General features: G+C 40.6%; 11 protein-coding genes. 7 read left to right on the top strand and 4 right to left on the bottom strand.

Annotation, left to right across the window (positions count from 1 at the left end):
- The first annotated feature begins 99 nt into the window (after positions 1-99).
- Complete coding sequence (gene radA, locus ACMUMK_RS11145; protein ID WP_414701184.1) at positions 100-1,461, top strand: DNA repair protein RadA; 1,362 nt, start codon at positions 100-102, stop codon at positions 1,459-1,461.
- Positions 1,462-1,524: 63 nt separating this feature from the next.
- On the opposite strand, the gene ACMUMK_RS11140 is transcribed toward radA, so the two are convergent.
- Positions 1,525-4,113, bottom strand: coding sequence for a TonB-dependent receptor (locus tag ACMUMK_RS11140; protein WP_414701183.1), 2,589 nt, complete (start codon positions 4,111-4,113; stop codon positions 1,525-1,527).
- 394 nt (positions 4,114-4,507) lie between these two features.
- On the opposite strand from ACMUMK_RS11140, the gene ACMUMK_RS11135 reads away from it, so the two are divergent.
- From ACMUMK_RS11135 to ACMUMK_RS11120, 4 genes are read left to right on the top strand one after another with little or no spacing between them, the layout of a single operon-like run.
- On the top strand, positions 4,508-5,185 hold the full coding sequence (locus ACMUMK_RS11135) for a histidine phosphatase family protein (RefSeq protein WP_414701182.1): 678 nt from the start codon (positions 4,508-4,510) through the stop codon (positions 5,183-5,185).
- An 11-nt stretch (positions 5,186-5,196) separates the two neighbouring features.
- The gene (locus tag ACMUMK_RS11130) at positions 5,197-6,426 is read left to right on the top strand and encodes an acyl-CoA dehydrogenase family protein (protein WP_414701181.1); all 1,230 of its coding nucleotides are present in this window, start codon (positions 5,197-5,199) and stop codon (positions 6,424-6,426) included.
- Positions 6,427-6,441: 15 nt separating this feature from the next.
- A complete protein-coding gene (locus ACMUMK_RS11125) occupies positions 6,442-7,476 on the top strand; it encodes a phosphotransferase (protein WP_414701180.1) in 1,035 nt (344 codons plus the stop codon).
- Between the two features lie 17 nt (positions 7,477-7,493).
- Positions 7,494-8,468 (top strand): NADPH:quinone oxidoreductase family protein, encoded by a 975-nt coding sequence (locus ACMUMK_RS11120; RefSeq protein WP_414701179.1) that lies wholly within the window; start codon positions 7,494-7,496, stop codon positions 8,466-8,468.
- Positions 8,469-8,670: 202 nt separating this feature from the next.
- Here ACMUMK_RS11120 and ACMUMK_RS11115 read toward each other — a convergent pair whose 3' ends face one another.
- Positions 8,671-8,940 carry a hypothetical protein gene (locus ACMUMK_RS11115; protein WP_414701178.1) on the bottom strand — a complete coding sequence of 90 codons (270 nt, stop codon included), beginning with the start codon at positions 8,938-8,940 and terminating at the stop codon, positions 8,671-8,673.
- 331 nt (positions 8,941-9,271) lie between these two features.
- Here ACMUMK_RS11115 and ACMUMK_RS11110 point away from each other — a divergent pair, with 331 nt between their 5' ends.
- Together ACMUMK_RS11110 and ACMUMK_RS11105 are read left to right on the top strand one after the other, a co-directional pair.
- The gene (locus ACMUMK_RS11110) at positions 9,272-10,396 is read left to right on the top strand and encodes a mechanosensitive ion channel family protein (protein WP_414701177.1); all 1,125 of its coding nucleotides are present in this window, start codon (positions 9,272-9,274) and stop codon (positions 10,394-10,396) included.
- 212 nt (positions 10,397-10,608) lie between these two features.
- A complete protein-coding gene (locus ACMUMK_RS11105) occupies positions 10,609-11,964 on the top strand; it encodes a GGDEF domain-containing protein (protein WP_414701176.1) in 1,356 nt (451 codons plus the stop codon).
- Here ACMUMK_RS11105 and ACMUMK_RS11100 read toward each other — a convergent pair.
- Both ACMUMK_RS11100 and ACMUMK_RS11095 read right to left on the bottom strand, forming a co-directional pair.
- Positions 11,954-13,228, bottom strand: a complete 1,275-nt coding sequence (locus ACMUMK_RS11100) for a serine hydrolase domain-containing protein (RefSeq protein ID WP_414701175.1) — start codon at positions 13,226-13,228, stop codon at positions 11,954-11,956. The two genes, ACMUMK_RS11105 and ACMUMK_RS11100, sit on opposite strands and share 11 nt — an antisense overlap.
- 97 nt (positions 13,229-13,325) lie before the next feature.
- On the bottom strand, positions 13,326-13,661 hold the full coding sequence (locus tag ACMUMK_RS11095; protein WP_414701174.1) for a cupin domain-containing protein: 336 nt from the start codon (positions 13,659-13,661) through the stop codon (positions 13,326-13,328).
- Between the last annotated feature and the right edge of the window lie 156 nt (positions 13,662-13,817).

The following is a 13,817-nucleotide window of genomic DNA, read 5'->3' as shown; positions in this document are numbered from 1 at the left end:
CTTTTTTCTAACACGTATTTAGCAATTCACCTTCTAAAGTACGATAATTAGTTGATAATTATCAAGTTTAATTCACAAATTAAAAAGACAGTAAATAAAATGGCTAAACGAAAAACCGCTTATGTGTGCTCGGATTGTGGAGCAGAGTACTCCCGTTGGCAAGGGCAATGTAATGATTGTAAAGAATGGAACACTATCAGCGAATTTGTGATTTCAAGCAGTAGTAGTGTAAGCCGTAAGTTAGGCGGCTATTCAGGCCAGACTCAAGCGGTAGTGGAAACCTTAGACAATATCGACTTGCAAGCACTGCCTAGGTTTGCCTCGGGGTATAAAGAGTTAGATAGGGTTTTAGGCGGTGGTATTGTACCAGGCTCTGCTATGTTAATTGGTGGCTCGCCCGGTGCAGGTAAAAGTACCATGTTACTTCAGGTTATGTGCCAAATGGCTGTTAATAAGAGTGCGCTGTATGTCACAGGTGAAGAATCGCTGCAACAGGTGGCTATGCGAGCACAGCGTCTAGGATTAGCAAAAGATAAATTGAAATTATTGGCAGAAACCAATGTTGAAACCATATGCCAATTAGCCTTGCAGCATAAGCCTGAATTAATGGTGATTGACTCCATTCAAGTCATGCAGGTGGCTGATGTGCAATCAGCACCCGGAAGTGTGTCGCAGGTACGAGAAAGCGCAGCATTTTTGACTCGGTTTGCTAAGCAGCAACATATTGCGATGTTTTTGGTTGGACACGTAACTAAAGAAGGTAGTTTAGCTGGCCCTAAGGTGTTAGAGCACTGCATTGATTGCTCCATGATGCTAGAAGGGGAAAGTGATAGTCGTTATCGTACGCTTAGAAGCCATAAAAATCGGTTTGGCGCGGTAAATGAGTTAGGTGTGTTCGCCATGACTGAAAAAGGCTTGCGAGAAGTGAGTAACCCTTCTGCTATTTTTTTAAGCCGAGAAGAGCAGCCATCACCCGGCAGTATTGTTATGGTGGTATGGGAAGGAACCAGACCATTATTAGTAGAAATTCAAGCACTAGTTGATTACTCACAAATGGCTAATCCAAAGCGGGTGGCTGTAGGCTTAGAGCAAAACCGGTTATCTATGTTACTTGCTGTACTGCATCGCCATGGCAGTGTACAAATGAATGACCAAGATGTTTTTGCAAATGTTGTTGGGGGCGTAAAAGTAGCAGAAACCAGTGCTGACTTAGCCTTATTACTAGCGATTGTGTCGAGCTTTCAGAACAAAGTTCTAGATAAAGAGTTAATTGCTTTTGGTGAAGTAGGGTTAGCTGGAGAAATTCGTCCTGTACCTAATGGCTCAGAACGTATTAGTGAAGCCGCTAAACATGGTTTTAAGAGAGCTATAGTGCCAAAAGCGAATGTACCAAAACAGCGGATTGCTGGGATTGAAATCATAGGTGTGTCTCGTTTATCCGATGCCTTAGATGCGCTTTGATTTTTATTTTTCACCTAAAAATAAAGCCGGCATATGCCGGCTTTTGATTAGTTGATTATATCTCTAGAAGCGTTTTTTAACGGTTAAACCGAATGTAGCCGGCTCAGACATATAAGCATTTAATTTACCTTCTTGAAGAGGGGCATTAAAATTAGTTCTGTTAATATACTCTTCGTCAAGCACATTGCGTCCCCAAGCAATTAGGTCCATATCGTACTCTTCAAAGTTCATGAAAAATCTAAAGTTCACGACATTGTAAGCATCTTGAACAGCGAAAGGATCGTTACTACCATCTAGCACCATGTCTCCTGTGTGACTGAAGTCACCTTGTACATAGGCATAGATACCGTCAGATATTTCAAAGTCTTTTTTTACGCTCACAACGGCATAGTGTTTTGGCTCACCAGCGGGTCTATCACCAGAGCGGTCACAAAACTGATCATCTTCATTTTGACGGCCAGGATCGTCAATACCTGTATGCCAAGAGTAAGCTACCCAACAGTTTCCACCTTCAAAGCTTTTGTATTCAGCGTCAACAAATGCATAGGCAAGGTTAATTTCTAGATCTTCAATAGGTAGCCAGGTTGCTTCTATCTCTAATCCAGAAATCTCATAATCACCTGCATTTTGTAAGTTGAAGCCGTTACCTGTAAAGGTATTCGCTTGGAAGTCTTCTACTGTAGTGTAGTGGGCTGCAGCATTGACTCTTAAGTTAGACTTGGGAAAGTCTTTTTTAATCCCGATTTCAAGTGACTCGGACGTTTCTGCATCAAATAATGGGTCAAAGCCATCTGCTATTCGGTCGGTATTGGTACCACCAGACTTATAGCCAGTGCCGTAAGAGCCATACACTAAGGTGCCTCGACTAGGCTGCCAGCTAAGTTTTAGCGAGCCGGTAATTTGGTCATCCTCGATTGTTTCATTAATATCTGAGCGACTTGCAGTGGTTGCCCCTAATGACTGGAACCCCCAGCCTGCTGTTTGGAAAGGTTGTAAGGCAGCGACATCTTCAGCGGCAGGTGCTTGGCCACTGGCTAAAGCAGCACCTATATTACCTGCAGCAACACCTGCAGCGCCGGCACCTACAATTAATTCTGTGGTTGTGTTAAAAAATTCAGGTGACTGACTACCATCAGCTAGGTTTTCACTGAAAACTGTCACTAAATCTTTGGTTTCGTCTGTGTATCTTAAACCTGCGGTTAGCGTAAGGGTTTCACTTAATTGGTAGTCAAACTGACCAAATATCGCGTAGCTTTCATGCTTTTGTTTGGCTTGGTGATCAAACCCTGTTCCGGCTGGTGCTGCATCTGCCACTGGTGCTATCGCTCCACCTGTTGCGGCACTTAGTGCGTTGATACCTGCAAATAAGTCATCTAAAGCTCCGCCAAGAGAAGACATATAGAATTCATTAAAGAATGTATCCGTATACAAGCTGTAATCTAGATCTAAATCTTGAGTAAAGTAATAGGCTCCTAAAATATAGTTTAAGTCGTCACCAGTATAATTAACGCGTAACTCTTGAGAGAAAGAGCTTTGTTTGGAGTCGTTGAACGTACCGAACAAATTGGCATCGGTAAAATCTGTATCGATATTATCGAAAGACTCAAAGTTGCGATAAGCAGATATTGAAACAAGGGTGTAGTTTTCGTCTAGCTCCCAATCAACCTCAGCAGATAAACCTTTATCTGTCATGGTTGATTCAGGTAAAAATGACACTGCTACTTCTCTGTCATAGAAGGCATCGCCTCCAGCAAAAACCGTTCCTCCTAGTAAAGTTAATGCTAGGTCTGATCCTATTTCACCCTCTGGGTTAATAGTGGCATTACTCAATTGGACTGGCGCACCACAACATATCTCGTCAATATCTGCATAGTCAGCAATTACACGTACTGTCACATCATTATTAGGTGTGTAAAGAGCCTGAACTCTAGCCCCCCAGCGATTTCTGTCATTGAGTAAGTTTTTGCCTGTTTCAGAGCCATTACCGACACTATCTATAGTCCCGTCTCTTTGGCTTCCAAAAGCCGTTACTCGAAACGCTAGCACATCGTCAATAGCCGAAATCGAAGTGGCTCCTGACAAGTTGATTAATCCATAATTACCTATAGTTGCTTCTACAAAACCATCACCACCATCATGACTTGGGGCAACACTTGTTACTAAGACTGCACCTGATGGGGTGTTTTTACCAAATAGGGTACCTTGTGGGCCCCGCAATACTTCTACTGCGGCCACATCCACTAGGTTGTTGATCATAGAGTTTTGACGAGCCCGATAAACTCCGTCTACGTATAAACCTACTGAAGACTCTAAACCAAAGTTTTGAGATGAGGTGCCAACACCGCGAATTGAAAAGCTCGAATTGGTGGCGCTTTGACTCTGAAAGGCCCCTAACCCAGGTACATTGGTTTGTAAGTCGTACATGTCTTTGATGACAGCCTCTGCCATTTCATCCCCTGTGAAAGCGGTAACAGATACGGGGACCTCCTGTAGATTTTGAGTACGTTTTTGTGCTGTAACGGTAATGGTTTCTAACGCGGTTTCTTGCTCTGCTTCTTGAGCAATACCTGAAGCGTGATGTAAAGTGAAGGTCAATCCGATTAATGCGGCTAACGCTTTAGGTTTAAATCTTTGAGGTAGCTGTTGTTTCATAATGGCTCTCTTATTAGCTAGTAATACAAGTCTAGTTTTTACTTTCTACTTCCAATTGCTTTGATATTTGAATCAACTTAGCGTCTCAGCATCCGGATTCACTCATCAGACCTGTACCTTATCAACCTTTTATTTATAAAGTAAATGACAGGTTTAAAAATTGTTAACAAAATAATCTTAAAAGTTAACTTTTTGTAATGGGTTTGTTGTTGTGGTTCTTTTTGAAGTTTCACAAAAAGACTATGCAAAACAGGTGTTTATGTGGTTTTTGGGGTTTTCGGTGGTGTAGGGGTATAACTTTAGTGAATGAATTTTTATCAAGGTAATAAATTCAACTAATGGCTCAGTAGGGAATAGTATGCCTTGAATCTACAAACTAAGGTGTGGGGTGATTGTGGCTGAGTTTTACATTGTCCGTCATGGACAGGCGTCTTTTGGGGCTGAAAACTATGACAAGTTAAGTGCACTAGGGCAACGCCAAGCAGAGTGGTTGGGAGAGTATTTTCAACGAAAAAATATAACATTCAGCCATGCATTTAGAGGCGACATGGTTCGTCATAAAGAAACAATGCAAGGCATATGTTCTAAGCTTAGTTCCCTTCCTAAAGAAACCCTTGAGCTAGGTTTTAATGAGTTTGATTTTCAAAATATAGTGGAAGCTTACCTATCTATTTATCCAAATGAAGCTCTAGCCGAAGACGCACAACCCGCACTTTTTTATCGTTTACTTAAACAATCTATGTTGTCTTGGTCAAAAGACCTGCTCCCCAAAGACAGGTTAACTGAAACCTGGCAAGAGTTTAGGGCAAGAGTACAGAATGCCCTAGACAGAGTATGTCAATCTCCAGCAAAACAACCCATTTTGATCGTTAGTTCAGGAGGGGTAATAGCCATGTTGTTAAGTTTGATATTAGAGCTCAAAAGTCACTTGGTTATGGAGCTTAATATGCAAGTTAAAAACACCAGTTTTAGTCACTTTTACTTTAATAAGAATGGGGTGCGGCTAGCCAGCTTTAATAATATTCCACACCTAGAAAACCTAAATAAGCCAGACATTATTACCTTTAGCTAAAAGGAAACATCATGAATTTTGAATACTCGAGTAAATCTCAAGCATTAATCCAGCGTTTAGAGCGTTTTATGGAGGAGCATGTTTATCCAATAGAGCAAGAATACATAAATACAGTGCACCAGAGTGCAGACCGTTGGACGACCCCAGCAGTAATGGAAGACTTAAAACAAAAAGCGAAAAGCGCTGGGTTATGGAACTTGTTTCTGCCAAAAGAGTATCTGCCTTATGGTGCTGGTCTAAGCAATCTCGAATATGCACCTTTGTGTGAAATTATGGGACGCTCTTTATGGAGTGCTGAAATTTTTAACTGCAGTGCTCCAGATACCGGAAATATGGAAGTCTTGGCGCGGTATGGCTCTGAAGAAGACAAGCAGAAATGGCTAATTCCATTACTTGAGGGTGAAATAAGGTCTGCTTTTGCAATGACAGAGCCTGCGGTTGCATCCTCTGATGCGACGAATATAGAGACCTCTATTCAAAGAGACGGTGACGAGTACGTCATTAATGGTCGTAAGTGGTACACAAGTGGGGCGATGAACACCAATTGTAAAATCATGGTGGTAATGGGTAAAACTGATCCCAGTGCACCTAAACATCAGCAGCAATCTCAAGTTCTAGTGCCCCTAGATACCAAAGGCGTTACAGTGGTTAGGCCACTAGCGGCAATGGGCCATTATGATGAACCCATCGGCCATGCAGAAGTACTGTTTGAAAATGTAAGGGTGCCAGCTGCTAATCTTTTAGTGGGAGAGGGGGAAGGGTTTGCTATTGCGCAAGGTCGCTTAGGCCCGGGGAGAATTCATCACTGCATGAGGCTCATTGGTTGTGCTCAAAGGGCTTTGGATATGGCCTGTGAAAGGGTTGAAAGCCGAGTGGCTTTTGGTAAACCTTTAAGTAAACAGCAGTCTATCAGAGAACGAATTGCACAAATGCATTGCGATATTGAGCAAGCACGACTACTGACCCTAAAGGCCGCTGATAACATGGATAAACACGGTAATAAAGTCAGTAAAAATATCATAGCTGCTATAAAAATTGTTGCCCCCACTATGGCCTGTAAAGTAATTGATCAAGCCATTCAGATGTTTGGTGCTGGGGGAACTAGTCAGGATTATATGCTAGCAGCTAACTATGCCTATGCTCGGACTATCAAGCTTGCTGATGGCCCAGACGAAGTTCATATGATGCAGCTAGGTCGTAATTTAATCGCAGAGAAAAACGCCACGGGTGTGAATAAGTAAGTTAAGGAGCAAATAATGAGTAATAACACTGCGGTAGATAAGCTCGATGAACTAAAACTTACTGAGTATTTAAGTCAGCATATTGAAGGATTTAGTGGCCCTTTAAAAGCCACTAAATTTGCTGGTGGCCAGTCTAACCCAACCTTTAAACTAGACACACCAAATGCCACCTATGTCCTCAGGCGCCAACCTCCAGGAAAGCTATTAAAGTCTGCCCATGCTGTAGACCGTGAGTATCGGGTATTAGATGCCTTAGTCAGTTCTAATGTTCCCGTTGCTAAGGTCTATCACCTTTGCGAAGACACCTCGTTAATTGGCAGTATGTTTTATGTCATGGAGTACGTAGAGGGAAGGGTATTTTGGAACAGCGCACTACCAGAGATTTCTGACAGCGGCACTCGCCACCTTATGTATCAAAATATGGCTGAGGTGATGGCCGCTTTGCACAGTGTTGATTTAGAAAAAGCAGGTTTAGAGGATTATGGCAAACCAGGGAATTATTTCGAGCGTCAGTTTAGTCGCTGGAGTAAGCAGTATGAGCTATCAAGAACCCAAGATATTCCAGAGATGGACAAGCTTATTAACTGGCTTGAGAGTAATTTACCTGCCGACGATGGCAAAGTGTCCTTGGTTCATGGCGATTACCGTATGGACAACCTAATGTTTCATCCTACCGAACCCAAGGTGATAGCTGTTTTAGATTGGGAGCTTTCAACCTTAGGTCATCCTTTTGCAGATCTAGCTTACCAGTGTATGCAATTACGCTTACCTGACAACGTTGGGAAAGCAACAGGATTAGGAGGTGTCGATAGAGCAAAACTAGGTATACCTAATGAGTCTGACTATGTCGCAACTTACTGTGATTTGATGAGCATAGATAAAATTGATAACTGGAACTTTTACCTAGCATTTAGCTTTTTTAGATTAGCGGCAATAGCTCAAGGTGTGGCTAAAAGAGCTGAAGATGGCAATGCTTCAAATAAAGAAGCGCAAGCAGTAGGGGGCATGGTGCAGCCACTTGCACAATACGCCTTACAATTAACTCAGTAATATTTTAGGAATAGGTAATGAAAGCCATTGTTTGTAATAAATTTGCGCCAGTAGAAGCGCTTGAATACCAAGATGTACCCGACCCAAAAGCAGCGAAAGGTCAGGTGGTAGTAGATATAAATGCTGTGGGCGTTAATTTTCCAGATGGGTTGCTAGTGCAGGGCCTATATCAAATGAAGCCCGCTTTTCCATTTATTCCTGGTAGTGAAGTAGCGGGTGTAATAAGTGAAGTTGGCGAAGGGGTTACCCATTTAAAAGTGGGAATGCGAGTGATTGCCTTGTGTATGCTAGGAGGTTATGCCGAAAAAGTCGCTTGTCCTGCTACCCATGTTTTACCCCTACCTGATGAAATTCCAGACGAAGAGGCCGCTGCCTTAGTTACAGCCCATGCCACAGCCCACCATGGACTAAAACAAAGAGCGCAAATTAAAGCCGGAGAAACCTTATTAGTAACAGGCGCTGCCGGTGGCACTGGGTTAGCGGCTGTGCAAATTGGTAAAGAAATGGGCGCAAAGGTAATTGCAGTGTGCTCAAGCCAAGAAAAGCTTGATATCGCCAAAGAAAATGGTGCGGATATCCTTATTAATTACACAGATACTGATTTGAAAACAGCCATTAAAGAAGTTACAAATGGTAAAGGTGTAGATGTGGTTTACGAGTGCGTGGGAGGGGACACTTTCCATGCATGTTCCCGAAGTATGGCTTGGAATGGCCGCTTATTGGTCGTAGGCTTTGCTGGCGGCACTATCCCAGAGTTTCCAGTTAATCTAGCGTTAGTGAAAGGGTACTCGGTAGTAGGAGTGTTTTGGGGCTCCTTTACGCAGCATCAACCCAAAGATTTTGCGGCAAATATGCAAGAGTTACTTACTTGGTACGTGCAAGGCAAAGTTAAAGTGATAGTGGATGAAGTTGTGCCACTAGAAAGAGCTAAAGATGGGCTCAAAAAAGTAATGAACAGAGAAGTTAAAGGTAAGGTGTCGTTGAAGCCTTAAAAAACGGTGAAATTTCATTTGTTGTTTAATATGAAGGTTCATGGATATCTATATCCTTAGCTCAACCCCCCCTAACAATATGAAAGTTAGAAAATAAAAAAGGCCTCAAAAGAGGCCTTTCCTACGGTAACCTACTTATTGCTAAGTGATTACCTCACCATGTTGAACTGGTCATACTTGGTAAATGAACCTGTTCAAAACATTAGAACCTAGCGTTTATTCTATCTTTACTTGCCACGCGAGACAGAGATAAATGATTTTCAACGCAAGGAGAATTAGTAGAAAAATCTTTCAATTTTAATTTGAAATCTGGCTTTACGTATTTCGCTTTTTTACTTAACTCACCTTTGTCGTCAGATTTAACTATGGTGCAATTGTCCACGAATATCTCGCCCACATGAGCGTTGGCATGGCCAATACTAAAGAGTGCGACACTAGCAATTGCGATAGATACTTTTACTATTTTTAACATAACTAAGCCTCGAACTTTATTTCAATGATGAATTGAAGTGAGTTAATGTTCTGATGCACATATTTAACCCCATATGTTTTAGTTTAAAAATCTATTTGAAAATACATAGGTATGATGAAGTATAAGAAAGTCTATTTTTCTCTCTAACTGTCTAGTTTGAGTAAACCCAAATAGTTGGAAAAGTGAATGTGAAAATAAGGATTAACTAGGCTGAGTTGGGGTAGAGTATAGTTATATTTGCTTAGATAAAGTCACTATTTAGCAAGCCGCTCGAGCATAAGTTTAGGAATTTCAAAAGTATTACACAAACGAAAAAAGGAAAGGATAGGTCATGTTGATAGAAATAGCGTTTACCTTGTTAGCAAATATCAAAATAAGACCATTTGATTACGTTGTGGCACAGCAAGAAGGGGGCGGAGTAGAAAGCATAACTGAGGCACAATCATTGTTAGTTGAGCTGTGGCAAAACTTTATGTACCGACTGCCGGGTATTGGTATTGGCTTGGTGGTGATGGTTATATTTGTTTTAGTGGCTAGTCCGCTTTCAAAGGTGCTGCTTAAGCCCGCGTCTTCCTCATTTACGCCTCTAATTAGTTCGGTTTTACAAAGAAGTATTAGCTTATTCTTTATCTTGCTGGGGTGTTATCTTTTTCTCTACCTCGCCGGTTTGACTGGGTTTGCGGTAGCTATTGTCAGCGGAACCGGTGTGGTGGGGTTAATTTTAGGTTTTGCCTTTAGAGATATAGCCGAAAACTTTATATCAAGCTTGTTACTTACTGTTCAGCGACCATTTAAAATTGGTGATATAGTGCAAGTTAATGGCTCTACAGGGATCATCCAAAAGGTTACAGCGAGAGCCACTACATTGGTTGACTTTGACGGTAACCATATTCAAATACCTAATGCGACAATATACAAAGGTGTGATCAAGAATTTAACTGCTAACCCATTAATGCGAGGTCATTTTATGTTGGGAGTAGGCTACGACGCAGATATTAAAAAAGCTGAGCAAATCGCATTGTCTGTAATTGAAAAGCATGGAAATATTTTGCGGGATCCAGAGCCGCAGATACTAATTGATAATTTGGGGCCATCTACTTATAACCTTAAAGTTTATTTTTGGGTAAATGTAGAAGAAACAAGTGTTTTGAAAATGTCTTCGGTATTAATGAGGCAGTTGGTAGAAGAATATAATCAATGTGGAATTAGTATGCCTGATGATGCTAGAGAGCGTGTCTTCCCCCAAGGGCTTAATATAGTTTCAACCGCAAACGTAATAGCCGGTTCTAAAGATTCACTCTCTTCAACCAGCACCAAGCAAAGTGAAAGTCAGGTAATCATTAAGTCAGAGAAGCGAAACCTTGCAGTACATGATGATGTTTCAAGTGAAGCTAATGAAATACGTGAACAAGCATTAAGAGCAAGAGACCCAGAGAATGGCGAAAACATTATGTAGATTTGAGCATTAATTTATTTGTGTTTAACCACTCTATTTGGGATTTAATGTAAGTTATGTTGGTTTTAAGTTAATTATTTGTATTTTTAAAGTTTCATAGTTCTAATATTTAGAAATTTAGCGTACCATTTCATGTATATGTTCATTATTGCTTCAGCAGTTATGTACTTAAAATTCAAAACTAATAATAACAATATATAAAGTAACTCATAATGAATGTTTTCGGTGCTTTTCTGCTCAACATAGCTCTGTACTCTATTTTTCCACTCTATTTGACCACAATAAAATCAAGTTCTCGATCTAGCCTATTTTATATTTACATTAGCGCTATGTTGGTATTTGGTAGCCTACTTGGCAGTATCTATTCATTTGAATTAGCTGACGGAATTATTATATCGGGAGGAAGTGTCGCTTTTGGAGCATTTATGATGAGTACAACTATGTTACTTATCATAGAGCGTAATGTTTCTGTATTAAGAAATATGGTGAAATTAGTACTTCTCGTAGACGGAATTATTTTTCTTGGATTTAAATTATTTACGTGGTTGTTAAGTGCAGAATTGGTAATAAACCACCTTAATATCTCAGTTGATATATTTCATATATCGTTAACTATTATTTTGACTGGTGGCATAATAATTCTCATAGAGTTGTTGTTGCTTTTATTTTTGTTTATTCAGGTTCGTAAAGTGATTTTCAATATCTCTTTATTAGCCTCAGTTTACACTGCTGCATTTATTTTTATTCTTTGCTTAGATGGTTTGTTATTTCCGTTGCTTGCTATGACATTCAAAGTTGACTTAGGTGAGGTTATATTAGGAAGTGTGGCAGGTAAATTTGTGTTGGCAATGAGTTATAGTTTGCCAATGTTGATTTTTTATTGGGTATTTAAACGTCATTTAATTGGTTTCTTAAAATCGCCTTTACGGCTTCAAGAGTTAATGACAGCCCCCAGAAAAAAGCTGCTAGAAGAGATCCAAAGGTACGAAGTTCAAGATAAAGAGTTACGTCAAGCAAACTCTGAGTTGCTCCAGCAATCTACCCATGACTCATTAACGTCATTAGCTAATAGGCGCAAGTTTGATCATACACTTAGTATTGAGTGGAAACGTTGCCAGCGTAGCGGTAAACCCCTTACGTTAGTCATAGGAGATATTGATTTTTTCAAACAATATAATGACTTATATGGGCATCAACGAGGGGATATATGTTTGGCTTCTGTAGCAGCTTTATGGGGGAACTGTTTTAGTCGTCCTTCCGACTTAGCTGCACGAATTGGAGGTGAAGAATTTGCGATTATACTCCCCGAAACTACTGCCATCCAATGTCATTCTGGGCTCAACCTGTTTGTGAACAATCTCAAGATTGAAGATATACATCATAAAAACTCTTCAGTCGCTGAGCATGTCACGATGAGCATAGGTGTTGCAACCCTAATACCTAACAAAGAACTTACGTGCAAAGACTTAGTAGAGTTGGCTGACAAAAATCTTTATAAAGCTAAAAATCAAGGTCGAAACCGTATTGTTTATTCCGACCAATTGGGTAAAAAGGCAGCTACTTTTTAGTTGTTAGTAACTTAGCCTTAGATAGTTTGCGTGATAAGGGCAGTAAATTATGGGTATTGAAGTTTGTATCGTCAGTGCCAAACCAAGCCATCACCATATTATTGCTAGGCGAAATATAAAGGCCTTGACCAGAGTAACCGGATTTAAACATATCACCATCTTCCCAAATCAAATCCCACTGCCAGCGGCTATGTAGAGGAGCATCGCCATCAAAGAGTTGCTCTAATTCTTGTTTACGCTCATCTGTAAAAATGGGTCTAGGGGAGTTTTTTAAAAAGTCTAAATGTGCCGAGCCTAACTGCCCCCAACCCTGGTTATCTAGATACATTAATCCAAATCTGGCGATATCTGACATTCGAGCACTGATGCCACCAGAGGCATAGGCTTCACCATATTGGTTAACAAGCATTAGGCCGTCAGCTTCTGCTCCCATGGGCTGCCACACCAAGTCACTAATGGCTCGGGCAAGTGGTTTTTGGGTGATTTCTTCAATCACTAAACTGGCTATATTCGTATTTGAAGACGAATACTCGGTAGCTTCACCGGGATTTCTGTGAGCCTTCATTGATTTTAAATACTCCCTAGCCTTGCTAAGGTTTGCACGCACTTGGGGAACTACGCCATAGGTTTCTTCTGCGCGGTATACACATGCTTGAGTATTTTGATAGCCATCACCATCTCGACAATTTATGCCTGAAGCCATATCAATTACATCTTGTAATTTAATATCGCCCCATACACTTGATGCAAAATCTGCTAGGTATTTTTTTACTGGGGCTTGCATATCTACCTTGCCCATTTCTTCTAAGCGAGCTAGGGCGCTAGCGGTAATAACCTTAGTCACAGACCAAGTTAAATGGCGCTCCAATGGACTGAGGGTTTTGTACCTCTGATATACAATTTTTCCATTGTGAATAATGATGACGCTGTCAATCCGCGAGTCTTGTGATACGTAGTCGTCAAACTTGATTGGTTTATTATCTGCCGTTACCGTCCACTCCTTAATTGCTGGTGTAAGCGCTATAGGTAATTTACGGGTATGGTTATGAAAAATAGTAGTATGGGGGAAAAGTCCCGGCATTTCTCGCCAAGCAAAGCGGCTGGGCTCTCCACCTAAATCAAACTCCTTGTGCTCATAGTTTTGATACATGTCTCTATGGTAAGCAGTGGCTTGATGAGTGGTATCTTCTTGTGCATACGAACTGCATAAACTCAAAGCTAACGCACTGAAAAGTATTGCCTGAAATTTTTTCTGTATAAACATGTAGTGCCCAAAAGTGCTGACGATTTTAACTCAATATACACCGAGAAACCCAAAGGTATTCAAGGAAAGTGTTGGCTTGGTAAAAATAGTCAAGTTGCTAGGTTTCTACACCAAAGTATATGACTGTTAAATCCTGTGTACTTGTATTATTTAATTCATGTATGTCATTTGGCTCAATGGTTATACACATTCCTGCTTCTAGAGGAATATCTTTGCCATTAACCGAAATAATGCCTGTACCGGACTCAATAAAAAATACCTCTGTCATATCACTATGGCTATGTGCACTAGCCAATTCACCTGGGGGGAAAACCGCTCTGGAAAAATTAGTAATATGAGGGATATCGCCATTAGCGACCAAAACCTTCTTTTTGATCTGAGAGTTGTGAGAAACATCAGATATTTTTATGTCTTTTAATGCGCTTATTTTCAAAGCTAGCCTCTTATTTGGTAAGTAAAAAAAGGGGTAGTAAACAGGTGTTTGCGCTGCGTATTTTCATAACTGAACTTTAATCTTTGAAGCTACAAAGTACTTTATAAATTAATTTTTACAACAATAAAAATGAAACTGTAAATTTAAGGATATAAG

Origin of the sequence: Paraglaciecola sp. 2405UD69-4, assembly GCF_047525415.1 — a bacterium.
GTDB lineage: Bacteria > Pseudomonadota > Gammaproteobacteria > Enterobacterales > Alteromonadaceae > Paraglaciecola.
Note: the sequence above shows the minus strand (reverse complement) of the source record. Positions and strands in the feature narration are given on the sequence as shown.

Excerpts from the sequence above, each read along its gene's own strand:
- radA (WP_414701184.1), top strand. The coding sequence starts at position 100 with ATGGCTAAACGAAAAACCGCTTATGTGTGCTCGGATTGTGGAGCAGAG.
- ACMUMK_RS11140 (WP_414701183.1), bottom strand. The coding sequence starts at position 4,113 with ATGAAACAACAGCTACCTCAAAGATTTAAACCTAAAGCGTTAGCCGCA.
- ACMUMK_RS11130 (WP_414701181.1), top strand. The coding sequence starts at position 5,197 with ATGAATTTTGAATACTCGAGTAAATCTCAAGCATTAATCCAGCGTTTA.
- ACMUMK_RS11125 (WP_414701180.1), top strand. The coding sequence starts at position 6,442 with ATGAGTAATAACACTGCGGTAGATAAGCTCGATGAACTAAAACTTACT.
- ACMUMK_RS11120 (WP_414701179.1), top strand. The coding sequence starts at position 7,494 with ATGAAAGCCATTGTTTGTAATAAATTTGCGCCAGTAGAAGCGCTTGAA.
- ACMUMK_RS11115 (WP_414701178.1), bottom strand. The coding sequence starts at position 8,940 with ATGTTAAAAATAGTAAAAGTATCTATCGCAATTGCTAGTGTCGCACTC.
- ACMUMK_RS11110 (WP_414701177.1), top strand. The coding sequence starts at position 9,272 with ATGTTGATAGAAATAGCGTTTACCTTGTTAGCAAATATCAAAATAAGA.
- ACMUMK_RS11105 (WP_414701176.1), top strand. The coding sequence starts at position 10,609 with ATGAATGTTTTCGGTGCTTTTCTGCTCAACATAGCTCTGTACTCTATT.
- ACMUMK_RS11100 (WP_414701175.1), bottom strand. The coding sequence starts at position 13,228 with ATGTTTATACAGAAAAAATTTCAGGCAATACTTTTCAGTGCGTTAGCT.